Source organism: Blastomonas sp. (assembly GCF_030373265.1).
Taxonomy (GTDB): Bacteria; Pseudomonadota; Alphaproteobacteria; order Sphingomonadales; family Sphingomonadaceae; genus Blastomonas.
Map to the genome: position 1 here is coordinate 19232 of NZ_JAUCZC010000018.1, position 25937 is coordinate 45168.

Sequence of the window (25937 nt, forward strand, 5' to 3'; positions counted from 1 at the left end):
CATTTCGATGTTGACTGGATGTTCAAATTGCAATGCTATCAAGCAATACCGATTTGAGATTGCAGATTGCCAATTCGTTCAGCGCAGATTGCATGGACAGCCCGCCCAAGCTCTTCGACACAAGCGCCAAGCCAGTTCAACTCCTCCTCGGTGATGCGATAGTGCTTTGAGTACCGGGCCTTTACATAAGCCTCCTTGAGCTTCTCGAACCGAGCGCGATCAACCCGCGTATCGCGGGGCCATGCGTCAACCAGCCGCATGTCGATCCGCTCCGCCTGGGTGCGAAGAAAACCCAAATTGTGGACGTGCGGAGTGTAGAACGTGCAGACCAGGAGAACACCGTGGTATAATGCCTCGGCAGTCTGATGAAATTCAAACGCGGCGTGTTTGAATAGCCCTTCCTGCACCGCGTACCTAGCAAGCTTGTCGCGGCCCATTGCGCTCGGAAACCACTCGTCAAAATACTCTCGTGCCATGGCCAGCGCCTGCTCAGGCGTCTTGGGCTTGGGCGTGTGCAGCTCCCGATCATCAGCTTCATGCAGCGCGATGCCGTCCTTTGCGACGTCCATGAAAAAATAGCGCCCATGCGCCAGCCCGTCGTTCACCTCCTGAAGGGTATGCACAATAAAGTTCACTGGCGTGTGCAGCGTCCGATCGATGGTAAGCTCGCGGATCAACCGGTCTTCCAACTTCAGCCAGTAATCGACCCGCTCGGTGAGGCGCTTGTCATTGACGATGATCAGCAGATCGAAGTCCGAGCGATAGCCCTTGGCCGTGTGCGGCTCATCGACCCAGCCGCCGCGCGCATAGCTGCCATAGAGGATCAGCTTCTCGATCCGGCCCTTCTTCTTCCACTGGTGCGTGGCAAGCGCCAGGGCGTCTTCGAACTCTTCGAAGATGATCTGCTTCACGCGCTCAAGCTCGCGCTGCTTGTTGGCCGGAAGATGGTCGAGATCGGTTCGCATGGTCATCTCACTGTGTAAGTCTGATGGCATAATGGCAAGCAAAGTCAGGAGGAAAGCCGACCATCACGGCGGCGGCGGCACCCGGAAATCCCAGACGGGAATGTTGAACGCGCGGGCCTTGTCAACGAGATTGTCCTGGATGCCGGTCCCAGAGAACACGACCAGTCCGACGGGCATTGCCTCGATCATGCGGTCGTTGCGCTTGAACGGTGCTGCCTTCTTGTGGCGGTTCCAGTCGGGCCGGAATGCGACCTGCGGCACTCCGCGGGTCTCGGCCCAGCAGGCAGCGGCGCGCTCGGCGCCGGTCGGGGTTGCGCCGTGAAGCAGAACCATGTCGGGATGGCGTGCATGGATGCGATCCAATGCTGCCCAGATATGCTGGTGATCGTTGCACGAAGGCCCGCCGCTGAACGCGACCCGGGTGCCCTGGGGAAGAAGAGCATTCGCCTTGTCGCGCAGGCGTTTGTCCATGAAGTCGCGGCTGTCGATCATCGATGCGGTGAGAGTGCGGTGGTTGATGCGTGAGCCAGTGCGCGGGGTCCAGGCCTTGCGCATATGGGTGCGGAACTGTTCGGCAGCGGTGTCGCGGAAGAATTCCATGGTGTCGCGGCGCTCGATCATCGAGATGCCTTCGGCGATCGTGCGCTCCAGTTCGACCGAACGAACCTCGCTGCCGTCCTGCTCGCGCTGAAGGCTGCGCTGATCCTGTTCGTTGCGATCAAGTTCGATCTCGACCCGCTCGGCGGCGCGATGGAAGATGTTGACGAGGTTCCACAGCAGATTTTCAAGATCAGGCTCGATCCGCGTGTCGATCAGGCTGGCGATGAGGCCATCGAACATGTCGGCGACGGCTCCGCTGGCGAGACGTTCGTCGGGCAAGGGCCTGGGATCAGGTTCATCCTCGAACGGGCGATAGCCGTAAAGCTGCATTTCCTGGAGAAGCTGGGCACTTGCCCCGGTCTGTGGCTCATCTTGCGCGCCAAGGTCAGGATCGTGTGTCATGTCGAATGGTCCTGTATGTTCCAAGCCGCGCCTCTCGCGGCCTTCGCAGCGACAAACAGCGACATCGGGGTGCAGACATGCACCGGCGCGCACCGCGCGCGGGCCGGAGCGCAGCGGAGGATGGCAAGGGACAGGCTATTTTGCCTCGCGATGCAAAGGGGCGCATGCCCCGGCGGAAAATAGCCTGGCCATGCCATTGCGTGTCTGCTCCCTGTGGCGCAGTCGCCACGAGCGAAGGCCAAAGGCGCAGCGTCCCTGCATGCGGGTCTGTGTCATCAGACCGATTCTCGACACTGGCGCAGGCACCCCGCCCGGTTTCGCAGCCGCCATTCAACGGGGTTGCAGATACTCCGCCACATCGCAGCCCTTGAGCATCGATCCCAGTCTTGCCGCCAATGCGTCCACACCAGCTGCCATGAGATCGCTGTTGAAATCATCGCGCTCGGGTAACAACGCAATCGCCTCGATGTCTCTTTCTGCTGCGCGATCGGCCAGCTTCACAAAGGCCCCCTCGCCTGCGGGATCGTTGTCGCAGGCAACATACAGCCGTTTGAGCCCGGCGGGAAATTCGAGGGCAGCAAGGTGCGCGGCGGAAAGCGCCGCGATCATAGGCATGTTGGGCATCGCCTGCCGGAGCGAGAGCATGGTCTCGATCCCCTCGCCCGCTGCCATGACCGGACCTGCATTGCCGAAACGGACGCCATGCCCCAGCAGATGGCCCATGGCACGCCGCGGCGTGGCGACCGATGCTTTGCCTGTCATGTCTGGATGCAACCAGGTGCGATGGACACCGGTAACCGCGCCGTCATCATAGGTGACGGCAGCAATCAGCGCGGGCCAGGCCGTGCAGACGTCTGAAGCGTCGTCCGCACCGGGCCGGTAGAAGCAACGGGGATGAAAACGCAGCCATCTGCAATCGGAGATGTCGGCGATGCCGCGCCCTGCCAGATAAGCCGCAGCCGGGCTTCCACCGACGGGCAGAGATCTGGCCCAAAGCCGCCGCGCCGCCTCAGGCGTACCGGCATTCGTTCTGGTGCGCCTGGTCCTGCCCGATGGATGTCCAAGTTCCAGCGGCAGGCTCAGAAATCGCCGCGCTTCCATAAGCGTATCGCTGAATGCCGAATGTCCGCATGAAGCAGCGATGATATCGAGCAGGTCGCCATGCTCGCCGCTCGCGGCATCGGACCATTTGCCGACCGACCCGCGACCTTCACGCGGACCTGTAAGCCGGACATAGAGACTGCGACCGGGTGAGTTGCGGACGTCACCGACCATCCAGTAATGCCCCTCACGGCGACCGCTGGAGAGATAGTGGCGGCACACCGCCTCGGCATTTTCACCGAGGCGGCGTGCGATATCGGAGGGGGAATCGATCATGCGGGGCTCCTTCAGGCGGCCTTGCGATCCTGCACCCGCACAATCGGAAACCGATCGACGAGCGCAGCGAACACATCGGCGCCAGCAGCCCCTGCCGGCACGTAGAACTTCAGTTTCCACGAGACGATCTCCGAGATCAAGCCCATCGCTTTCAGCCGCTCGACGCCCAGATCGTTGAAACCGGACAGCTCGATCCGCCAGTCGTTCATCGCGCGCACCCGGCGCAATGTCTGGCCCTCGGCGATCTCCAGCGCGATGGTGCCTGCACCCAGCATCCGCCATGCCTCGGAAACATCCAGCCGCACAGGGCCCTTGCCTGTCACACTCGCAGCCCAGGCAGGCGACACCTTGCGCCCGATGATCCGTTCGCCTGCATCGCTTTGCAGCCGGTAAACGCGCGTCGATTCCTTGGGCAGCCGCTTCCAAATCGGCAGCAACAGCCCGGCAACAATGTGAAGGGTGGATGTTTCGAATTCGGGAAGTTCGCCCAGCTCCGCATTCCAGGCCGCCTCAAACGCCTGCACGGTGGCTGGCTGCCAGTGCGAATGCTCAAAATCCTCGGCGAGCACCCGCATCTTCTCGAGCGGCCGCTGGAGGGCAAAGCGCCGATGGACGCTGCCATCGTCATCGATGAGGCTGCGCATGCGGAGCTTCACCGCCGCGCGCCCGGAGCGCGCGTTGACAAACAGGTCGCCGCCGCGCGCCTGAACCAGGTCCAGCGCGTCGGCGAGCAGAAGCGGCGCAATCCGGTCTTTCCGCTCGATGGTCAGGAGCTGGGTCTGCGCGGCTGTTCCCGGATGCACATAGATCGTCTGACGCCCCGCCACCGTAAAGCTCTCGGCCCTCAGGGTTTCCAGACCCATCTCGAACGTGCCCGATGCTACTGCGCCCTCGATGCGGCTGGCAAGCAGGCCTTCGAACGTCTCGAACAGGATGTTCTGCAAATCGATCGTCAGCGCGAGCATCCGGTTGAGAAAGGTGGTGATCGGCGGCAGTTCGTCCTTGAGTCCGCCTTCGTCCATGATCGTCAGGCCGGTCGCCGCCTCGAATGCGAGCAGCGAGCAGCCCTCGGTTTTGCCATCGACAAGCAGCCGGTAGAGCTGACGAAGCGCATCACGCGCATAAGCCGATTCCAGATTATCTTCTGGCCGGAACATGTTCTGGCCGCCCGTCTGGCGTTGGCCGCGGGTGATCGCGCCCAGGGTGTCGAGCCTGCGGGCAATGGTCGAGATGAAGCGCTTCTGCGCCATCACGTCTGTCGTCACCGGACGGAACAGCGGCGGCTGCTTTTGATTGGTGCGGTTGGTGCGACCGAACCCCTGGATCGCGCTGTCTGCTTTCCAGCCCGGTTCCAGCAGATAATGGATGCGTCGGCGCTGATTCCTGACGCCCAGATCAGCGTGATAGGACCGGCCTGTCCCGCCGGCTTCCGAAAAGACCAGAATGCGTTTCTCATCGTCCATGAATGCCCGTGTTTCGGCAAGGTTGGCACTGGCGGGCCGGTTCTGGACCGCAAAGCGCAATGATCCGTCCTCGCTCCTGACCGGCACGATCCGCCGCGAGCGCCCGGTGACCTCGGCAACCGCATCGGCACCAAAATGCTGGACGATCTGGTCGAGCGCGCCAGGCACGGGTTCCAGCGAAGCAAGCTTTTCGATCATCGCATCGCGGCGGCGGCAGGACTCGCGGTTGAAAACCGGATTGCCGTCAGCGTCGAACACTGCGCGCGATGCGAGATTGTCCTCACTGTCGGTGAACGGTTCGTGGAGCTGGACCGGAAAGCTGTGCGCGAGATAGTCGAGCACATATTCGCGCGGCGTGATGTCGACCGACACATCGCCCCATTCCTGCGTGGGGATGTCGGCAAGGCGGCGCTCCTGCAACGCCTCGCCTGTCGAGACGATCTGCACCACGGCGGCATTGCCTGCCTCGAGGTCGCGCGCGATGCTCGCGATCATGGCAGGCGTCTGCATGGCGGTGATCAGATGGTTGAAGAAGCGCTGCTTGGTGCTCTCGAACGCCGAACGCGCCGCCGACTTTGCCTGCGGGTTGAGCGTGCCGTGCAGACTGCTCGTTACCCCTGCGGCCTCCATCGCCGCATCCAGATTGTTGTGGATGATCTGGAATGCACCGGCATAGCTGTCATAGATGCGCCGCTGCTCGTCGGTCAGTTGATGCTCGAGCAGCTCATATTCGACCCCGTCGAACGAGAGCGAACGGGCAGCGTAGAGGCCCAGTGCCTTGAGGTCGCGTGCCAGAACCTCCATCGCCGCGACACCGCCCTCCTCGATCGCAGCGACGAACTCGCTGCGCGACGCGAACGGAAAATCGGTGCCGCCCCACAGGCCCAGACGCTGCGCATAAGCCAGGTTCTGGACGGTCGTCGCGCCGGTCGCCGACACATAGACGATGCGCGCATCGGGTAGCGCGTGCTGGAGGCGAAGACCGGCTTGGCCCTGTTGCGATGGCTTCTGCTCGCCGCGCGCTCCCTTGCCTCCGGCGGCATTGGCCATGGCATGGGCTTCGTCGAAGATGATCACGCCGTTAAAATCCCGGCCGAGCCATTCGACGATCTGCTCGACCCGGCTGGCCTTTCCGCCGCGCGCCTGGCTGCGCAGCGTGGCATAGGTGGCGAATAGAATGCCTTCGGCCAGCCTTATTGGCGTGCCCTGCCTGAAGCGCGAAAGCGGCGTCACCTGAAGCCGCTCCTGACCAAGCGCCGCCCAATCTCGCTGCGCATCTTCGAGCAGGCGATCGGAGACTGACAGCCAAACCGCACGACGGCGCCCCTTAAGCCAGTTATCAAGAATGATCCCCGCGACCTGCCGCCCCTTGCCCGCACCGGTGCCGTCGCCCAGGAACCAGCCCCGCCGGAACCGGATGACGCCTTCGATGTCGTCGCTCGCCGCCGAAACCGTATCCCATGGTCGTCGACAGCCCACGCGCCCGAGAGATGTTCGGAATGGGCCTCGCCTGCATAAATCACGGATTCGAGCTGGGCGTCGGACAATGTTCCATCCTCCACCAGGCGCATCGACAGATTAGGGCGATAGAAGGGCCTGGGAGGCGCAACCGAGGCCATCGCTGCGGACTGGACCAGAGCGGTCGGATGCGGGCGCGCGCCGTCGATGCAAAGCGATTGCAATGAATAGGGCTCGTAGATCGTATCGCCGAGCCTGCCTTCGGGCGACTGCCATTCGCGCGTCGAATAGACCAGTTCGCCTTGGTCGTCGCCGACCGGGCCGCCAGCTTCGGACGACCCAACCGGCAACCTTGCCGGGCCGCGCGAATGGCTGGAGATAGCGATCGGAATTGGCGATGCAACTGCTGACCGCGGCGGGGACGGGTCTGGCCGCTCCGGCAGGTCGGTCTCGACCCATTGCAGCAAAGTAGCAAGGTCGGATGCCTCACCGCGACGTTCCAGCAGCGCAGTTCCGCCTGCATGCGGCACCTTGTCGAACACCAGGAGCCGCGTGGGCATGGTTGTTCCATGTTTGGCATAGACCCGCCCTGAGATCGCCGCCGAGAAGCGAAGCGCGGCTGTCTGCTGAAGTGCACCGAATGCATCGCGCCAAGCGGCCGCTTCGGGCGAACAGTTCGCCCCGACGATCGCGACAAGTCGTCCGCCATCGCGAAGACGTGCCAGCGCTGAGGCGAGATGCCGCAATGCTGCATCGCGCATGGGACGCTCGACGCCGGCCACCGCCGAAAACGGCGGGTTCATGAGCACGACATCGGGCCGGATCGCACCGTCCAGCCGGTCGTCGATCGAGGCGGCATCATGCCGGGTCACGGACAGGCCCGGAAACAGATGGGCAAGAAACTCGGCCCTGCCGCAATCGAGCTCGTTGAGCACGACCGTTGCACCTGCAAGCTCGGCGTGGATCGCGAGCATGCCTGTACCGGCCGATGGCTCCAGGACCCTATCGTCCGCGCGCATGCACGCTGCCTGCGCAGCAACATAGGCCAGCGGCAATGGGGTCGAGAATTGCTGGAGAGACTGGCCGGACTGCGAACGGCGTGTGTGCGTCGGGATGCGCCGCGCAATGCGCTCCCACATCGCGAGGCACTGCTGCGAGGAACCCGCTCGCGTCATAAGCGCGCGGCCGTACGCGCGGAGCAACAGGACCTGCGATCCCTCGCAGGCGTCATAGGCCGCTTTCCAGTCCCAGGCACCCTCGGCATCGCTCGCCCCAAAAGCCGCCGCCATGGCGGTGCGCAACTGGCCCGTGTCGAAAAGCTGACCTGCCTCGAGCAGCGGCAGGATGTTTTGAGCGGCAGCATAAAGGCACGCAGCGGTTTCGGGGTGTCGCAGCGCGGCGCCCTGCGCCGCGTGGGAAGGAATGAATGTCATGGCTGGATCCTCAGGAGAGCGGGAAAGAGCGAGCCGCGCGGCGCTCTCTCCCGGCCCCGCGGCCCGCCCGTTCCGGTCCCGTCTCTCCCTCTCAATCCAGCGGCTTGTGCCTGGCGGTATGGATCACGAACCCGTGCCTGCCAGTGGCATATTCGCTGCCTGGGATCAGGAAGCTGCGGGTATGAGCATTTTCCTGATGTCCCCCGATCGTGGCCGTGCCGACGACATCGCCCGGATATGCCGGAGACCGTGCCGCAGAAATCACGATCCAGTCAGCTGCATGATCCCGTGCAAAACCCTCGCGGTCGCGCGTGAAGGATTCCGACCGACCAAGTTGCCGACCATGCACAGCCTCCCATGCATCCGGCATCCAGTCGCGCAGGATCTTCTCCGCAGAGCGCTTCTCCTTGTCGGTAAAAATGTCGGGATAGGCTGTTGCGACCCGGGCCCAGTCACCGTCTTCCTCGTACCACCCGTTGGGCAGCCGCAGCACCGGGTGCATGGCGCCATTGCGTTTGGCGTCGAGATGGAACCCGCCGTGGCTGGCGGTCTCGTGGCAGACAATGCTTTCGGCATAGCGCGTTGCACACTGCGATGGTCCCCAGGGCGTGGATACGGGCTGATGGATCGTCGTCCGGCCCAAAGCACTGCGTTGACGCAAATGCAGCAGGCATTCTCCGACATGGGCACGAAAGCCGGCTTCGTCTGCAACCTGCCCATCGGAACTCAAGCCATCAGACGCCGACCAATCGCAAATTGGTTTCGAGCCGGGCAATGCGGTCGCCACACGATTTCCCTGACCATCTCGGGCCGGGATTGCGATCAGCGCGAGATAGTCGATTCGCGCTGCCATCAGGCCATCGGTTGTTGTGCGGTATTCGGCTTTGATGCTGGTCATGCCGCCATCCCCCGCAAGAGGGGACGATTGGCAACGTCAGGATCGACGATCATGTCGATGCGCGCGCCATGGTAACGATGCCGGGTCAACCACGATTGTGCCGCCGCCTCATCTTCCGCAAGATGCTGAAGTTCATCGCCCTCGCCAATAGCCGTGAGGATACGTGCCATGCCGAAGCGCGGTCGTTCGATGATCTCGAACTGAAGCTGGCTTGTCGTGGAATAAATACGGCGCAGGACGATGACTGGCACTCCTGAACTTGCATACGTCGCGATGTGAAGGCCAAACGTCGGAGGTGAGGACCAGGTCCCGTTTTTGCTTCCGGGGCTCCATTGAACGAGCGTCCCGGTCCCGTTGTCTTCTTCCCACGCTCGAACCTTGCGCGTGAAGCGATCGGGCGGCCGCGGTTCGCCGTTACAGACGCGGATTTTGGCGCCCAGCGGGGCATGGCGGTAGATGTCTAAGGCTGACATTTGGAATTCTCCTGAAAAAGGGAAAGCCCGGCGCGGTGGCCGGGCTTTCGGGAGGTGAAGGGATTGATCAGCCGCTCAGCGCGGCCCGGTATCATTCGGCAGCAATGGCATCGGCACCCCCGTGACCCTCGCAGGTGTCTTCCACCTCGCCATCAAAATCATTGGCGAGCCCTGCGGGCAGAGCGCCGGTGCCATCGTCGTTCGCAGCGCCATGCGACGGCGGTTCCGCCTCGCCCGGAGTACGCATCGGCTCGGGCAGCCAGTTCGTCTCCTCAAGCAGCCGCTCGGCTTCGTGTGCCATATCGGCCTTTTTCAGATGGTCGATCATGCCAGCAAACTGCTCGCCGCGCGCTTCGGTCACATCGGCCAGGATGCGCGGCTTTGTCACACCGCGAAAATAGCCTTCGACCGTCGGGCGCCAGCCTGCTGCGATAACATCGAGCTCCACCGCCCGGGCGATGACATGCGCGTGCGCGATGCGGCGCTCGATGCTGCGCCGGGATATCCGGCCATTGTCATATTTGGGCACGATCTCTGCCTGGGCGTTGAGTCCGAGCGATGCGCAATGCGCAAACAGGCTGGCCTGATCATCTGCTTCGAGTGCCAGCAGCGCTTCCCACAGTTCGGTGTCGTCCTGGGGCAGACGCCCGGTCCAGTCTGCATGGCGCTCCGCGATCGCACGCGCGGGCGCACTGTCGCGCAAGCCGTCGGGCGGATTGCTGAAGTGCACTGGGTGAAGCGTCAGCTGCAGGCAACTTTCATGGCTGAAGCTGTAGAAAGCCGACAGCACCATCGCGTGCAGGACTGCTGCAAAGGCGGTCGCGGGGTCTTGCGCAAAGGCATCCTGCAAGGCCAGCGTGCGCCAGGCCGTCAGGTCGGAGACCAGCCTGTCGGGAAGCGGCTTGAGGCCGCCTTCTTCTTCGACATCGCCGTTGGGGTCATCACCTCCGGGAAGCGAAGTCCGTTCGGTCCCACCACGCCCGAGGTCTGTACTCCGTACCGCAGCGCTGCCAGACCCGGAAGACCCCAGCACTTCCGCATCATCGGCAGATGGGTCCGCAGCTTCATCTTCGGGCCGCACCAGCCCGCGTTCGACCCGCAGGGACCCATCGGCATCGATGGACACAAATGCGCCAGCCCATGCCATATCGTCAGGATCGAAGATCGTCGGCCGATCGACCAGCGCGCCGATCTCGGCTTCAACGGCATCAATGCTGGCATCGACCTCCTGCGGAATCTCGGCAGCATCCGACCATACCGCCGACAACTCGTCCGCCTGCGCTTCAAGCGCTGCAAGCCGTGCAGCTTCCTCAGGCGTTATCGGGGTTTCCATTCCGGAAATCCTTCGCATCCCGGATGTGGCATTCCAAGGCAGGTCGATGGCGGTGGCAACCCATTTCCAGCCCTCCGCTGAAATGCGTTCCGCATCCTTGGCCAACTTTTCATCGACCAGCCGATCAAGCAGCGCGACATCGGTCAGCCAGCCGCCATCATCGGGCTCGAACAGGTCACGCACGACGCTGCCGCCCGCAGCAACATAGGCCGCTTCCGTGACATAGCGCACGCGCTTGTCGGCGACGCGCACCGTGTTTTCGGTCAGCTTGTGACGGATATAGCCAGCCGAGCGGTTGTAGCCGTGCGCGAGCAGTTCCCAGACCTGCTCCTGCCGCTCGTGATCGTCGCTGACGGTGAACGCCATCAGTTGGTCGAGGGTCATGCCGTCCTCGGCATAGATCTCGTGCAGTTTAGGCGAAACCGCAGCGAGCTTCAGACGCTGCCGAACGACTGCAGGCGTGGTCATGAAATGGGCTGCGATCGCCTCGACCTGCTGCCCGCTGTCGACAAGGCTGAGCATTGCACGAAATTGGTCGAGCGGGTGCAGCGGCTCGCGCATGGCGTTTTCTGCAAGGCTGTCTTCTTCAGCGAGGATATCGGCGGACGCCTGCTGGACAATGCAGGGAACAGGAGCGGTCTTGGCGAGCCGCTTATGCTTCACCAGCAGCTCGAGCGCGCGATAGCGCCGCCCGCCCGCCGGGATTTCGAACATGCCGGTCTCGGCGCCGTCCGCGTCAGGCACTGGCCGCACATTGAGGCTCTGCAACAGGCCGCGCCGCGCGATGTCTTCGGCAAGTTCGGCAATCGACAGTCCGCATTTTATCTGGCGGACATTGGACTGGGACAACACAAGCCGGTCGAATGGGATATCGCGCGAAGGGCTGAGGGTGATTGTGGCTTTTGATCTGGCCATGGCCATTCTCCATGACGGGCCGCCGAGAGACTCCCTCCCGGCTTTCAAACCCGTCACATGACCCTGTCCACCCTCTTCCTCTCTTGGCTGAAGCCTGCGCCAGCGACCACCGGCTTGTGCAACGCTGGCGGCGCCTGCTGGTACAGGCGCGCTTGCCAGGGCAACCGCAACGCATTCCCATCCCGTCAGCGGTCTTGCTGCCGAGCGCGCAGCGCACTGGCAGCCATGGCCAGCTTGCCTCGCGCTGTCACGATGGCTCCGCATTGGCGAGCGGCATACGTGTAAACCGAGAGGGGAAGGACGGGTTCGAAGACAATATCGCGCTCGATACCCAGTTCCAGTGGCAGCCGGATCGCCTCCAGCTCGAACAAGGCGAACCTGCCGAGTTCGGGGCAGCCGAACCCGAGGTCGGCAAGCCCGAACAATATGCCATCCTCATCCAGTTCGGTGGCGAGCCAGCTGACTGATCCTAAAGGATTGAAGAACCGCACCACAGGTAGCGGATCGGGTTCGGGTATGCATTGTGCCAAGGCAGCAGCCCTTTGCCGGGCGTTGCGCTGCAGCCGTGCTGCGAGCTTCTTTGTCAGCAGTTTCATGCCGCTGCCCTCCTTATCGCAACAGACGAGCTGTCCAGCGGACAGACAGGCGCATCAGCCGTGGCTGAGGTGAGCGGCAGGTCACGCTGAAAGGCGAGCAGATAATCCGCCGCTTTGGATGCGGCGCTGGCTGCGCGCAGGATGGCGCGATGGTCCTCGCGAAGGATCGCAAGCCATGATCCGATGTAATCGGCGTGCCGCACCGTGGGGGCAATGCCAAGCGCGGCGCAGACGAAAGCTCCCGCCATTTCTGCGACGAGCTCTTCGCGCCCGTAAGTCACTGAACCGAAAGCACCGCTCTGGTCGCGGTTCAGCCGCGAGCTGTGGCCGGCCCAATGAGCCAGTTCATGAAAGGCTGTGCGATACCAGTTAATGGGTTCGTGAAAGGCCTCCGGCCGTGGCACTGCAACAAAGTCATGGGTCGGACTGTAATAGGCCTCAGGACCGCTGATCCGGAAATCTGCACCGGTCGCATCGATCAGCGCCTGCGCAGTTGGCAGGATGAACCCATCGGGAACGGGCTCTGGACTCGCCTGGATGGCGTCGGGCAGGCCCTCGCACTGATCGACGGAAAACACGGTGAAGAACTTCAGAAAGGAAAAGCCCTTATCTGACGATGCCTCGCGATCATCGGATCGCTCTCGCCGATCGTCCGGAGCAATGCGGCGGGTATAGACGATCGGAGTGCCGCGCTCGCCGCGCCGCACCGTCCCGCCAAGGGCTGTTGCTTGCCGAAAGGTCAGGAATCCATGGCCGGTGAAGCCGCGTGAGGTAACTGCGTGCCATAATGTAAGAATGTTGACGCCGCTGTAGCGCCGCTGGCTTGCGGCATTGAAAGGCAGGCCGATCCCGGCATGGCTGTTATCCCATGGCTGGACCCAGGGCACCCGGCCCGCCTCAAGCTCAGCCAGGATCTGGTCGGTCACCTTGCGGTAGACATCCGGGCGCGGTGTCGCACCGGAGGTGGATCGATAGGTTTTACGCATGGCAGGTCTCCGCGACGGATGGCCAGCGAACCTCTCGCCTGCCTTCACTCCGTCACGGGACCCCGGCCCTTCTCTTCCTCCCTGCCGAAAGGCAGCTGTCCTGCCTGGCACCAGCGGCACCTGGCAGGATCAGCGAGCGGCTCGCGGCAATTCGCAGCGCAAACCAGCAGCCTGCAAGGTCAGCGCCTTGCGGCGACCGAAGTGGGTCAGACACGTCGATCCCGTTCGTTGCCGCTATCCGGACTGGCGCAGCAGAATAGAACCGGATCCGGAGCCGATTCTTCGGCACGAGGACTTTATCATGCAGAATCAGGGTGCTAGGTTACACACGTGGTCGCCATCGTTCGAAATCGAGCCGCAGCCAGAGCCCGCATACCGATGGCCTGCAAAGGACATAAGTGCATCCAGCCGTTCGGCGATTCCGGAAAGGAACCGGAAATCGGCGATCTGAAGGAGTGGCCAGCAGGGTCGACGGGTCGGAAACGCGCCTGCTGCCGGGCTTTAGAACGTGAACCAATGGCATCTGACACAAGACCTGTCGCTCGAGATATCCAGCGCGACGGATGAGTTGCATCTTTTTGGTGCGCTTGAAAAAGCGGCGGCGCGAATGAATTTCGATCATTTCGCGCTAGCCTATGACCGCAGGGGGCTTTCGGAACCCGGCAATTTGCTTGTGCACAATTATCCGGAAAGCTGGGCGACGGTCTACAAGGGGTTTGATCTTAGCAAGGCGGACCCTGTTCGCCGGGCCGGGGAGCGCGCGCTGACGGGCTTCAGCTGGCAGCAGATCGAGCATTATGTTCCGCTGACGGCCGCAGACCGGCAAATGCTATCCGTTGGCCGTGAAAACGGTCTGGCCGACGGCTATACTGTGCCAAGACATCTGGTCGGCGAGGCCAGCGGCAGCTGTACGTTCGTCATCAGCCAGGATCGCGATCTGCCGCAGCATTTCCTCCATACTGCCGAGATCGTCGGCGCAACGGCGCTTGCCACCGCCCGCCGCATCAGCGGTGCCAAGCAGGTAGAGCCCAGGCCGGTGCTGAGCGAACGACAGCGCGAATGCGTATTGTGGTCGGCGCGGGGCAAGACAGCCGGCGAAATCGCCGCGATCCTGGGGATCAGCGAGGAAACGGTAGTCCAGCACCTCAAGAATGCGCGCGAGCGGTACGATGTCCATGGCCGGCAGATGCTGATCCTGTGCGCGCTGTTCGACGGGCTCATCGGGTTCTCGGATATCTTCGACTGGTGGAATCCAAACTGAAGGATTTGAGACATGAGACGCTCTGCAAGGTTTGTTCATCCTATCAGGCGCTCAATTCTGTGCAAAAGCTTGAGGCGAAGGGTCGCGGGGCGGGGAACCCGGCGAAGGCAATCGCTGCTTACGGAGCGACCCAGAAGATTGAAACTGGGTCGTCACCGGACACGGTCGCAGCCTTGACCTGCTTACCCTCCTTCGGACACCTCCAGGAACATCCGGACAAGCTCGATGTCGATGTAGTAGGTCGGCGCTAACATGACACTTTCAACGTGTTAATGAACCTCCGATCATTTTAACACGATAGGGCGCCCATTTCAGCGCAATGCCGGTCGCGCGTACGCGAAAATTTGGTTTGATGGGCGTCGCACGACGGAAGCGCCCAAGATAGCACCCACCAGAGCAAGGCCTTTCGGGCGCGCGTGATCACTCATCCCCAGAGCATCTATAACGGTGACGATATGGGGGCGGCTTAACCCATCCCCTGATCTTGGTATACCGCCCAAATACCGATCGTGGTCTGGTTTGCAGAACAACAGTTCTGGGAAAACAACCATGATCAACGCCATAGCCCGTCTGGAAATTGCGGAAAGCAACTTGGCCATGCGCGCCATGTTCGCGGCCCGCAAGCAGGTCTTTGTAGACCTTCTGAAATGGGACTTGCCGGTCCTCGAGGGTCAGTTCGAGATCGACCAGTTCGATACCCCCGACGCCCGCTACCTGATCCTGCTTGGCGCAGACAGGCAGCATCGCGCCTCGGCCCGCCTCCTTCCCACCGCAGGGCCGCATATCCTGGGCGATCTGTATCCCCATTTGTGCGAGGGCGACGTCCCGCGAGGTCCTCGCATTCTCGAAATCTCGCGCTTCTGCCTCGACCGGAACCAGGATGCTGCGTCGCGTCTGTCGGCCCGCAATCAGCTCGTGACCGCGCTGGTTGATCACGCGATCCATGAGCGCATCGACTGTTATACCGGTGTTGCCGAGCTCGGCTGGCTCGCACAGATCCTCCGCTTCGGCTGGCAGTGCGAGCCGCTCGGGGAGCCGCACGGCAATACAGGGTCGAAAATCGGGGCCCTGCGCATCCAGATCGATGACCAGACACGGGCCAGGCTCGAGCGCACTGGCATCTATACCCCGTTATCGCTGCAGCTTGTCGAAAGCCGGGAGTCGGTCGCATGAACGCGATGTCGTCCGAAAAGCTAGCCAGTGCGCTGCTCGATAGAGGCTTTTGCATCGTGCCTGATGTCGTGCCGCGCGCCACCATCGAGGCACTTGCCAGCGATCTCGACCCGGTGTTTGCGGCGACGCCCTTTGGCCAGGGCAGCTTTTATGGCTACCGAACCAAACGCTTTGGCGGCCTGCTCAAGCTATCGATGCATTCGCATGCACTGGTGCTGGAAAACACCATATTGGCGGCAGTAAATTCCATCCTTGGCGATGCCTGCGATCGCATCCAGGTCAATGTCGCCCAAGCCATCGAGATCCACCCCGGAGAACGGCGTCAGTTCCCTCACCGAGACCATGATATGTGGAACGGCGCAAAGGGAGCGCACGAATATCTCGTCAACGTAATCTGGCCACTTACCCCTTTCACTGCAGCCAATGGTGCCACGCACATCTATCCCGATAGCCACGGTGCAGACGGCATGGCCCGGCAGGATCTGAGCGAACCGGCTATCGCAGAGTGCGACCCCGGAGCCGCAATCTGTTTCCTGGGCTCGACCGCGCACGGAGCAGGCGCAAATGTCACCAGCGAGGTCAGGCGCGGGATCGTCATCGGGTACAGCCTGGGCTGGCTGAAGCCCTATGAGAATCTCTGGCTTGCCTATCCCCCATCGGTAGCCCGGACTTTTCCTCCAGACCTTGCGGCACTGGCAGGCTATGTCCAGCACCGTCCCAACCTGGGCAATTACGAGGGCCAATGCCCATCCGTTCTTCTCGACGATGTCGTGCCGGAGCATCTCGGTGCCGTCGACGCCCTGCGTCCCGATCAGGAAACGATGCTGGCTGCGTTCGCCGAGCAGGAGCGGATAAGCTAGTGAGCCCGGCGCATGTCATCGAACCGACCTATGAAGCGATCAAGCGCCGATTGATGCATGGCCACTGGCCGCAGGGAACGCGGCTGGAGGCTGCAAGGATTGCAGACCTGCTGCATGTCAGCATCACACCTGTGCGCGACAGCCTGTACCGGCTGACGGGCGAACGGATGGTCGACTTTACGCATGGCGTGGGATTTCATGCTCCGCGGATGACCGAAGGCGATTTGCGCAGCATGCTGGAGCTGCATCTTGTGCTGATGCTGGCAGCGCTGGCGACGCAAGTGCGCGGTTCAATCACGCCAGTGGGCCGGTTGGACGAAGGATCGGACGGATTTGGTACGCTGTTCCTTTCGATCGCCCGGCGCTCGGGCAATGGGGAGCTTGCAAGCTGCATTGCTGGCCTCGGTGCCCGGCTCCATATCGCCCGTCTCGCCGACGCCGAGATACTCGGCGACACGACTGACGAACTCAGCGATCTTGAAGCGGCCTATGCCAACGACCCAGCCCACCCCGAAGTCCGAGCGCTGTTGCTGCGTTACCATGAACGGCGCGCGCAAGACGCTGCTGCCTATATCCGGCATATCACTGCCTGAACACCGCGCACGCCCGCCAAAACGTGAGTACAACTGTGCGGAGGACTTTTCCTTGTCATTGCAATGTCATCCTGACATCATTGGCATGCACGGGGCAGATCTGGCAGCCCGGTGCGGGATATTCCGCCAGGCATTATGAGCGCCTGTCCATTCAGGGACGGGCGGCCGGTACGGACCACGTGACCTTCTACAAGTCACCGAACGTCGGCGCAGCACTGGATGATGGACAGACTGGCTTTGCCCGGCCTGTTGATCTGTGCCGTGCGGGTACTGCTGCGTGTCTTCGCCAAAATGGAAAAGCCTTTCTTCTGAACGTCACCCGTTCTCGGTGTCATCGGCATGCCACGCCCATCCGGACGACCGTCCGGTTCAAAGCGAACCAGCATCGCGCGAGACAAGTGATCTAGACGCAGCGTTTCGGGAACATGCCGCAGCGCTGCTCCAGTTTCTGCGTCGCAAGGCGAGCCCGCAGGAAGCGCCCGATCTGGTGCAGGAGGTGTTCGCAAGGGCAGCAGGCAGCGCCCAGAGGCACAGCTTGGTCAACCCCGGCGGCTTTCTCCGTCGCATCGCCCAGAACCTGCTGATCGACCGATCGCGCAAGGTTCATCGGCATGGGGCGCCTGAGGTGTCGTTCTGCGAAGAACGGGATTTTGCCGCGCCCCCACAGCAGGAATGGAGCATGGAAGCGGCTGATCTGATGAGTTTGTACGAAGCAGCCGTGGATTCGATGTCACCCAGAACGCGCGAGGTTTTTCTGATGCACCGGGTCGACGAACTGACCTATCGGGAGATACACGAGCATCTGGGAATCAGCGTTGCAACGGTGGAATATCACATGATGAAGGCGCTCGCGCATATCGCGCAGGCCGTGGACTATACACGATGACGCACGATCACCGCGATGATGCAATCGATGACGCTGCGCGCGCCTGGCTGATCAAGATGCGGGGTCCGGACGCCCACCAGCTGCGTCACGAGTTCGAGACTTGGCATAATGCCGACTCTGCGCACAAGGCAGCCTATGAGCGGGCCGAAGCTATCATGGCGCAGTCCGCTATCCTGAAGGGCTCTATGCGACATGGCCGGGCGCGCAAGTCTCGGCCTGCCGCTCAACGACCTGTCATGCAGCGATGGCTGACCGCCGGTGCGCTGGCAGCCGCAGCGGCCATGCTATTTCTGGCGATCAGTGCCGGAGGTGCTTCCCTTTCCGGTGCCAATGGCCAAAATCCGATAGCCGCCTGGGCTGCCGAGCCTCTGATGACAAGGCACGGCGAAATCAGGAGCTTTCGGCTTGATGACGGATCCGTTGTCACGCTCGATACCGACAGCCGCCTCGACGTGGCGTTGAGCGATAATGCAAGGGTCGTGAAGCTTGGCAGAGGCCGGGCACGCCTGCAGATCGCCACTGACGCGCGGCCATTCCGCATTCTGGCAGGGGCTGGCGAGGTCACCACCACGCAAGCCTTACTCGATATCGGTTATGACTACGACGGCATGATCGGCGTCACTCTGTCCAATGGCGCGGCGGTAATTGCACCGACTGGTCGGAACACCTCCAAATCCGTAATCCGCCAGCTTCCTGCAGCAACGCCCCTGGCATATCGCGCCGATGATGCCGGGCTGAGGCTTCGGGCACGGTCGCCAATCTATGGCGACAGTGAATGGCCGTCTGGCTGGGCAGAATATCGCACGGTCAGGCTCGACCAGCTGGTGGCCGCAGCCAATCGATATGCGGCGGTTCCGATCAAAATCGAGGACCCTGCCATCGCCCGCCTCGAAGCGTCCGGCCGTTTCAGGATAAGCCAGACGGATACCTTCGTCAGGCGCCTTGCACAGCTGTTCGATCTTGCCATCGAGCGCAGGGCCAACGGAATATATCTGCAACGGCGATAATTTTTCCATTGCCTGACTAAGGTGCCCAAACAACCAGCGTCATTCCCCCTTCAAAGGCCGTGTGTCTCCTCGACAAGCGGCCCCAAACCGAAGGGGGATCAGGATGATGTCAGGAAAATCACAGGTGATGCGCGCGCTGATGGCCAGCGTGGCGCTGGGGCTTATGCCAGGTGCTGCACATGCCCAGCAGCAGGAAAAGATGGTCTACGACCAGCCAGCGCAGGATCTTGGCGACGCGCTGCGCAATGTGGCCACGCGAGCCGGAATCGAACTCTACGCTTCGGCGGATGATCTTGAAGGTCTTCAGGCGCCTGCCCTGAAGGGTGATCTGACAACACGGGAAGCCATTGAGGCCCTGTTGCGTGGCACCCGCCTCGTTGCGCGGTTTGAACGGGGGTCGGTGACGATCGGACGCGCTGAAGGCAGGCGCGCCGATGAAGCCGGCTCGCAATCCGATCCCATCATCGTGACGGGATCACGCATCAAGGGTGCGCCTTCGGCCGTTCCGGTGACGACGGTGACAAGCGAGGACATCCGCAATGCCGGTCAGAATGATCTTGGCGAAGTGGCACGCAGCCTTCCCCAGAACTTCGGTGGGGGTCAAAACCCGGGCATCGGCAACACTCAAGGCGCTGCCAACGAGAACGTCAACGTCAATGGTGCATCGACATTCAATCTTCGCGGCATTGGGCCCAATGCGACGTTGACACTGATCAATGGCAACCGTTTTGCCTTCAGCGGGGTCAATTCGGTCATCGATGTGAGCGCAATTCCCGTGGCTGCGGTCGAGCGTGTCGAGGTGATCGCCGACGGGGCCTCGGCGATTTACGGCGCAGATGCGGTGGCGGGCGTCGTCAACATCATCCTGCGGCGAAGCTATGATGGCGTATCAACCAGCGCGCGCGTTGGCGGATCGACCGATGGCGGCAATTTCCAGCAGCAATTCAGCGTTCTGGCCGGCAAGAGCTGGTCGACCGGCGGGGTGCTGGCTGCTTATGATGTCAGCAGCAATTCTTCGATCCAGGCCGGGTCGCGCAGCTATGCAGTCTCGAATAATCCGGATGCCACCCTATTTCCCGACCTGCGTCGGCACGCCGTTCTTATCAGCGCCCACCAGGCTTTTGGTGATCGCGTCGAACTGAGCGCCGACGCCATTTTCAAGACGGGCAGACAGATCGCGGCCTCGGGCTTCTCGGCCACAGTGCCGATCACCACCTCTGGTAACCAGGTTCGCACCGATTTCGAGACATTCGGAATTGCTCCGAAAATCGTCGTTGATCTGTCGGACGACTGGACCTTCGAGATCCTCGGCTTTTATGGCACCGACACAACCGATGGTCTTACCCGGATTTTTTCCGGAGGCATTCAGACGAGCACCGCCCCACGATATTTCTTCAACCGGAATTTCTCGGTTGAGGCGGGGCTTCAGGGCGCGCTGTTCGAGCTGCCTGGAGGGCCCGCCCGGATTGCAGCGGGCGCTGGTTACCGTTCCAGCTTTTTCGAGGCGAGGCTTGGCGGCAGGGCGTTCGACCAGCTTCGTAAAAACTATTTTGCCTATGGGGAGCTGTATGTGCCGCTCACCAGCCCGGAACAGGGCGTCGCGCTTGCGCACCGGGCATCGCTCACCGGCGCGCTGCGCTATGAGGACAACTCGGATTCGGGCGATATCGTCACTCCCAAGGTCGGCATGATCTACGAGCCGGTAGCCGGGCTGACCTTTGGCATCTCATGGGGCAAATCGTTCAAGCTGCCGACGCTCTTTCAGCAATATACGGGCTATTCAGCAGTTCTGGTGCCGGTTGGCGGCTTCGGACAGGGTTTTCCGGCGAGCTCGACGCTCGCGGTTGCCCAGGGGGCCAGCGAGATGCTGGGGCCTGAGCGCTCGGAGAACTGGACCTTCAGCGCGACGGTGAAACCGGCAGGCGGTCTGGAGCTGTCCGCTGCCTATTTTCATATCGACTATACGGACCGGGTAACACCTCCGCTGCCCTCAGGCGCTGGCGCGCTCAATAACCCGATCTTCGCAGATCTCATCACATTCAATCCGTCAGCAGCCTTGCTCGATGCACTGTTCAGCGGCGCAAATGGCGGGCTACAGAATGGGACTGGCGCTCCCTATGACCCGCAGCGGGTGATTGCGCTTCTCGATGCACGCACCCGCAATATTGCCCAACAGACCTACAGCGGCGTCGATGTGTCGGCACGATACGACCTTGAGACTGGCCCGGGTCAGCGGCTCTCGCTGAGCGGCGGCGGTACATGGATGGAAAGCAGCCAGCGTCTTCTTCCCGGCCTGCCCGTGACCGAACTGGCCGGAAACATATTCTTTCCGCCGCATATTCGCGCGCGGGCCGGGGCGACGTACAGCACAAAGCGGCTTTCGCTTTCCACCTTCGTCAACCATAGCGGCAGCGTGACCGATAATCGCAGACCGGTTCAGACCAAGCTGTCTTCATTCACCACCCTGGATCTGACGGCGCGTCTGACGCTGGGGACAGGGACCGAGATCGCGGTCAACGCCCTCAACATTCTCAACGAGAAGCCCGATCGCATCTTCACGGCGGCCGCGTTCGACGCAGCATTTGATTCAACCAATTACTCGGCGGTCGGACGCTTCCTCGGCCTGACGATACGTCATGACTGGTAAGCCGCGCATGATCCGTACAGGGACAACAGTCTGGTCACTGTTTGCTGGCATGTCGTTGATCGCCCTGCCGAGTGCAGCGGGGGGTATGGAACCCAATCGCTATTGGTCGGCGGAAGATATTGTTACGGTTCCAAAAGTCATCTCGCTTGCGCTGTCATCCGATGGAAAGGATCTGGCCTATATCGAAAAGGTGGCCGATCTCCGGGAGAACCGAACGCTTTACATCGTGTACCATCTGGATTTGGCTACCCGGGTGCGAAAAGAGATCGTGCGTGCCGCTTCCGCTGACCATCTCAAGGCGATCGCGGGCGCCAGAGAGTGGAATGTGCTGCTTGACCTTGGTCAAGGGCAGCAGCTTTATCGGATTGACGCGAGATTGAATGTCGGACTCGTCGTCGCGAATGAGGACAATGTTCAGGTCGGACAGACAGAAGGTGGTTTGTTTGCGGTTACGAATAACGCGCCGCACAGGGTCGGCGTGTTAGGATATGACTGGTCCCCGGATCGCAAATGGTTGTGGTATACTGCACTTAAGCCGACAATCGACCGCCCTCAGCTGAAGCGGGACGACGATGTCATAGCTCAAAAGCACAGGCGCCGTGCACCGGTCAGTGCGATGGTCGAACTGCGCCTGCGGTCGCCAACGGGTGAAGACATACTTGTTGCAACACGTCCTACGAAAGACCGTCTTGCCTTCTATTTCGCCGGCACCGTGAAATGGACCAAAGATGGCTTACGCTATTACGTCGAAACCACATCCGGCACACAAAGCGATGAATCTGAAGCCTTTGAACTGAAGTTCGGATCAACGGCCAGCATGTCAGTTGGAAAACAGCAAGGTCTACCTTCGGTTGATTTTGTCCGAGGGCCTCGCGGGGGCCTCCTCGCCAGCAGCGGATTGGGAACGGCGTTCGAATTGGTCGAGACCCAGGCCAGCGCTCCGCAACACAGTTACGGCAAGTATCCTTTCTATGTGGGGGATCCACGGGCCGCGGCAAGCTGGCGCTCTACCGATGGTCAGAGAACAGTTCTTGGAATGCGGACGACCAAGCATCCGCGCTACGGATTGGCGCTTGTGACCTTACGCGGCGTGCGACCGATCTTGACCAATGGAAGTCTGACCCGGTGCGATTTTCGTGCGGACGTGGACTGGGGCGTCTGTGTCGAAGAGTCGATGACACAATCACCTAGGCTGGTCAGGGTTAAGCCCGGCACCGGCACGGTCGACAACATCATCGAACTTTCCGCGCGACACCAAGCTGTAACACCCTTGCGCACAACGGCACATACATGGACCAATCGACATGGGCTCAATACAACAGGGTTCATCGTCTGGCCCCGCGGGTTTGAAAGGGGTCAGAAATATCCTGCCATTGTCGTTACGCACGGAAGCGATGCCGACGAGCGTTTTGCCGAACAGGACTTCCAATGGGATTATCCCGTTCAGCTTTGGGCAGAGCGTGGATACATGGTCGTTCTCGTAAATGAACCGTCCCCGAGGCAGGATCCGGCCTTGATGGCGGCCTATGCCCAGTGGCGGGCTGGGCGTGGCGAACTGACACCTGAAGAACTTCAGCGCCATGTCTGGCTGAACGTTATTGATACCCTGGAAGATGTTGTTGGCCAGATGGCAAAAGAAGGCGCGTTGGATGTCACACGCGTTGGCATCGCAGGATATAGCCGCGGTTCTCAGATTGCGAATGTTGCAGTGACGCAATCTGGTCTGTTCAAAGCCGCGTCCAGTGGCGATGGCAGTTTCCTCGAGCCTGCAGCCTATCATGAAGCGATCCGCTCCTATACCGCCATCTTCGGGGGGCCGCCTGTAGGTGAAAATCTGCCAAACTACCGGCGCCTTTCGCCATCGCTACGCGCAGATCGTGTGTGCGCGCCGGTGCTCCACCAAATGGCGGCCCCGTTCGCAGGGGCAATAGATTTCCATTTGGCGCTGCGATCTGCGCGCGTTCCGGCCCAGATCGGCCTTTATCCCGGCGAGACTGCTGCAACGGATGAAACGCATCTGTTTCACATTCCCTCCAACCGCCTTCAGGCTATGCGCGAAAACCTTGCCTGGTTCGATTTCTGGCTACGCGGCGAGCGTGACCGCGATTTTGAATTCCCGGATGATTTTGACCGATGGGCGCGAATGGCGGAGGATCTGCCGGAAAGGTGCCGACTCCAGCCTCTAAGCAACGCGGCGGATGCGTCGGTCATCAAATAGCATTGCTCCACCATCGTGCCCACGTCTCGGCAGCGCATAATGTGAGTATTCGTCTCGCCCTGTTTGATCCATCTGGGGTTGGTTGTCCGGCTCCATCAAAGATAGAAAGGTCCAGCATCCCGGCTTTTGCAAGCATGCCGCCACGCAGCATGTCCTCTGCTTTACGGCCTTGCGATTGGTATATCTTCCGCATGAACCCGGACGGTCCACCCTTTGAAGTTCGCTGCAGCAGTTCTTGTGGAACGATACCTTCAAAGGCTGCTCGGGCAACTGCCCTGTTTTTGCCCTCATTAACCCATAGCCATGTTGGGATTGCGAGGCACAGCTCGATAATCGGCTGAGACAGCAATGGAGCAATGTGGATCGGGTGAGTCTTGCGCGGATAAAGCTCAATGCTGCGTTGTGCGCGGATGAGCTGCTTTACATGCCCAATTTTGCCCGGAAGCGCATTTTTCGGAACGTCGAGCCAGGGATGGAGCGACCGATCAGGCACAAGTGTTTCGCTCATTGATTTTGACAGGCCAGATGTGTCGCTGGCGATACGCGGTGCATGGCCGGCCCGCCTGTAAATGTCCCACGCATGGCGCAGAATTGTCATACCGTCGGCACCCGTCAGGACACTGAGATCCCGCAAGGTAGTCATGACGCCGGAGCGGGATCCTTGAGACAGGAACCGGTCCACGAACGGTGCAGCTGTGCGCAAGCTGCAGAACACATTATCACCGCCATTGCCTGAGAAATGTGCCTCGATGTGATGGTTGGCACGAAATTGCGAATGTATGGCTGCGATGGACTGCATGAAATAGGGCGCAACCGGCCATGGATGGTGCCGAGCGACCGGCTCTTCGACATCCACTGATGACAAGGCGTAATGTCGTTCATGCAACGGACGATCCAGCACTGTTGCCAGCCTGGCAGCGTAGCTTCGTTCATCCCCGTGCGGATCATTGCTGACCAGATTGAGGCAGTGCAGCATGGTGTGGGGCTGCACTGTGCAAGCGACGATCGAAGAATCGAGCCCGCCGGAGACGCCGAGCAGGATCGACTCGAAGCACCCTCCCCAGGAACGAACACAATTGGTTGTGACGCGGCGAAGCTTTGCGGCAGCAGCATCAAAATGTATCTGTTGGCCTGGATCTGTCCAACGCCATGGTGTCCACCACACGCTCAGGGAAGTTCCTGCAGTCGACCTCGTGATGCATTCTCCAGCCAGAAGTTCCGAAATGCCAGTAAGGCAGGTGTCGCGCCCGATTGCATCGAGGCTGATCAGAAGCCGTCCGACCTGTTCGAAGTTGACAGCTCCCGGCCCGCGAGTTGCAAGGTCCTCGACATCGCTGCCAAGGATCAGACTGCCGGATTTGGAGCGATAATAGCATGGCAGTTGCCCGGACGGATCGCGCAGCACGGACACTGTGCCGCCATCTCCAACAATAACGGCAACATAAGCCCCCCAAAAATCTGTGAGTAGCGATCGGCCTTCGCTCGCCAGAATTGCCTGTACAGTTACGTCATCAAGTTCCGTTATGCGGCGGCTTAGCTGGACGCCTTCAAACAGGTGACCGATGATGCAGCCGTGATCACCGATCCGGATCACGGGAGTATCGCTCCAGACGCGCACTGCAGGATCAACAAATGCGGGGCAACCCTTGGTTGGAGCAGCTCCGGCTCCAGCTTCGCTGCCCGATGACAATTCAATACGAAAATGTCCGGCCATTACACGACCAGAATGGGTTTGTAGGTGGTGACGAGGTCAAGCGGGTCTGTCAGGACTGTGGAACCGAACTGGACCCAGCAATGGGCTGAGAATGGCAATGCTACCCCGATTATGAGGTCAACATGGCAACCCTGACGGGCGAGCATGCATTTCATTGCGATCCCCCGAACCAGACACTTGTCGATACCAGAGGTAAAGCGGCCTGCCCGCTGGAAAGCTGCTGCCGCGCGAGCGGCAACCAGAAGTTCTTCCGGCCTGGCGGGCAAGCTGGTTGATGCAATTCGGCTGAAAACCTGTGCGAGAGGGCGTCGCTTGAGCATCAGTTCCGCACAGGCCTGATATAAGATGGCCTTCGCTGTGAGCCTGAGAGGCGCGGGCTGGATATCATTCTCGATGACACTGAAGAGAGGCGTTTCAACCTGGAGCTTTCGCTCTGCCGAGTCTGCCGGGCCGGCTTGTATGATGCTTCGCGACTGCAGCCAGGCAAGGTCCGAGACATCTGCGCAACCGGACACGAAGCGCTGGAACCGAGCGTCGGCATCCTTGTGCAACAGAAAGTAGCGATCAGAATCGAGGTCGAGAAACACCGAGCATGATCCCAATGTGCAGAAGTGCAGGTGCGGAGAGAGCCGATATCCCATCATGACAGGCTTGCGATCAGCAATGGCGTGCAACCATC

The 25937-nt window shown here is 61.1% G+C and carries 18 protein-coding genes and 1 pseudogene; 8 read left to right on the top strand and 11 right to left on the bottom strand.

Going from position 1 to position 25937, the window contains the following annotated elements; genetic code table 11:
* Positions 1-38: 38 nt before the first annotated feature.
* The 9 genes and pseudogenes from QUV11_RS11660 to QUV11_RS11700 form a co-directional block, all read right to left on the bottom strand.
* Positions 39-965, bottom strand: coding sequence for a HEPN domain-containing protein (locus tag QUV11_RS11660; protein ID WP_300882886.1), 927 nt, complete (start codon positions 963-965; stop codon positions 39-41).
* A 63-nt stretch (positions 966-1028) separates the two neighbouring features.
* Positions 1029-1967, bottom strand: a complete 939-nt coding sequence (locus QUV11_RS11665; RefSeq protein WP_300882887.1) for a DUF2493 domain-containing protein — start codon at positions 1965-1967, stop codon at positions 1029-1031.
* A 330-nt stretch (positions 1968-2297) separates the two neighbouring features.
* Positions 2298-3344 carry a toprim domain-containing protein gene (locus QUV11_RS11670; RefSeq protein ID WP_300882888.1) on the bottom strand — a complete coding sequence of 349 codons (1047 nt, stop codon included), beginning with the start codon at positions 3342-3344 and terminating at the stop codon, positions 2298-2300.
* 11 nt (positions 3345-3355) lie between these two features.
* Positions 3356-7698, bottom strand: a pseudogene (locus tag QUV11_RS11675) (strawberry notch-like NTP hydrolase domain-containing protein).
* 91 nt (positions 7699-7789) lie between these two features.
* The gene (locus tag QUV11_RS11680; RefSeq protein ID WP_300882890.1) at positions 7790-8596 is read right to left on the bottom strand and encodes a hypothetical protein; all 807 of its coding nucleotides are present in this window, start codon (positions 8594-8596) and stop codon (positions 7790-7792) included.
* Positions 8593-9069 carry a hypothetical protein gene (locus QUV11_RS11685; RefSeq protein ID WP_300882891.1) on the bottom strand — a complete coding sequence of 159 codons (477 nt, stop codon included), beginning with the start codon at positions 9067-9069 and terminating at the stop codon, positions 8593-8595. Before QUV11_RS11685 ends, QUV11_RS11680 begins: the two co-directional genes overlap by 4 nt.
* A 91-nt stretch (positions 9070-9160) precedes the next feature.
* Positions 9161-11317, bottom strand: coding sequence for a ParB/RepB/Spo0J family partition protein (locus QUV11_RS11690; RefSeq protein ID WP_300882893.1), 2157 nt, complete (start codon positions 11315-11317; stop codon positions 9161-9163).
* A 185-nt stretch (positions 11318-11502) separates the two neighbouring features.
* Positions 11503-11913 (bottom strand): DUF2958 domain-containing protein, encoded by a 411-nt coding sequence (locus tag QUV11_RS11695; RefSeq protein ID WP_300882895.1) that lies wholly within the window; start codon positions 11911-11913, stop codon positions 11503-11505.
* Entirely contained in the window at positions 11910-12899 is a 990-nt protein-coding gene (locus QUV11_RS11700) for a zincin-like metallopeptidase domain-containing protein (protein WP_300882896.1), read from the bottom strand. The genes QUV11_RS11695 and QUV11_RS11700 overlap by 4 nt, the downstream gene beginning before the upstream one ends.
* A gap of 508 nt (positions 12900-13407) precedes the next feature.
* On the opposite strand from QUV11_RS11700, the gene QUV11_RS11705 reads away from it, so the two are divergent.
* From QUV11_RS11705 to QUV11_RS11740, 8 genes are all read left to right on the top strand, one after another.
* Positions 13408-14160 (top strand): LuxR family transcriptional regulator, encoded by a 753-nt coding sequence (locus tag QUV11_RS11705; protein ID WP_300882898.1) that lies wholly within the window; start codon positions 13408-13410, stop codon positions 14158-14160.
* Between the two features lie 549 nt (positions 14161-14709).
* Entirely contained in the window at positions 14710-15333 is a 624-nt protein-coding gene (locus QUV11_RS11710; protein ID WP_300882900.1) for an acyl-homoserine-lactone synthase, read from the top strand.
* Positions 15330-16193 carry a phytanoyl-CoA dioxygenase family protein gene (locus tag QUV11_RS11715; RefSeq protein WP_300882902.1) on the top strand — a complete coding sequence of 288 codons (864 nt, stop codon included), beginning with the start codon at positions 15330-15332 and terminating at the stop codon, positions 16191-16193. The genes QUV11_RS11710 and QUV11_RS11715 overlap by 4 nt, the downstream gene beginning before the upstream one ends.
* Complete coding sequence (locus QUV11_RS11720; protein ID WP_300882904.1) at positions 16193-16786, top strand: GntR family transcriptional regulator; 594 nt, start codon at positions 16193-16195, stop codon at positions 16784-16786. Before QUV11_RS11715 ends, QUV11_RS11720 begins: the two co-directional genes overlap by 1 nt.
* Before the next feature lie 328 nt (positions 16787-17114).
* Positions 17115-17672 (top strand): sigma-70 family RNA polymerase sigma factor, encoded by a 558-nt coding sequence (locus QUV11_RS11725; protein WP_300882978.1) that lies wholly within the window; start codon positions 17115-17117, stop codon positions 17670-17672.
* A complete protein-coding gene (locus QUV11_RS11730; RefSeq protein ID WP_300882906.1) occupies positions 17669-18679 on the top strand; it encodes a FecR family protein in 1011 nt (336 codons plus the stop codon). The genes QUV11_RS11725 and QUV11_RS11730 overlap by 4 nt, the downstream gene beginning before the upstream one ends.
* A 127-nt stretch (positions 18680-18806) precedes the next feature.
* The gene (locus QUV11_RS11735) at positions 18807-21326 is read left to right on the top strand and encodes a TonB-dependent receptor (protein WP_300882908.1); all 2520 of its coding nucleotides are present in this window, start codon (positions 18807-18809) and stop codon (positions 21324-21326) included.
* Entirely contained in the window at positions 21316-23544 is a 2229-nt protein-coding gene (locus QUV11_RS11740) for a prolyl oligopeptidase family serine peptidase (protein WP_300882910.1), read from the top strand. The genes QUV11_RS11735 and QUV11_RS11740 overlap by 11 nt, the downstream gene beginning before the upstream one ends.
* Here the strand turns inward: QUV11_RS11740 and QUV11_RS11745 are convergent.
* Both QUV11_RS11745 and QUV11_RS11750 read right to left on the bottom strand, forming a co-directional pair.
* Complete coding sequence (locus QUV11_RS11745; protein WP_300882912.1) at positions 23537-25258, bottom strand: asparagine synthetase B family protein; 1722 nt, start codon at positions 25256-25258, stop codon at positions 23537-23539. The genes QUV11_RS11740 and QUV11_RS11745 overlap by 8 nt on opposite strands.
* Complete coding sequence (locus QUV11_RS11750) at positions 25258-25932, bottom strand: lasso peptide biosynthesis B2 protein (protein ID WP_300882914.1); 675 nt, start codon at positions 25930-25932, stop codon at positions 25258-25260. Before QUV11_RS11750 ends, QUV11_RS11745 begins: the two co-directional genes overlap by 1 nt.
* Positions 25933-25937 lie beyond the last annotated feature (5 nt).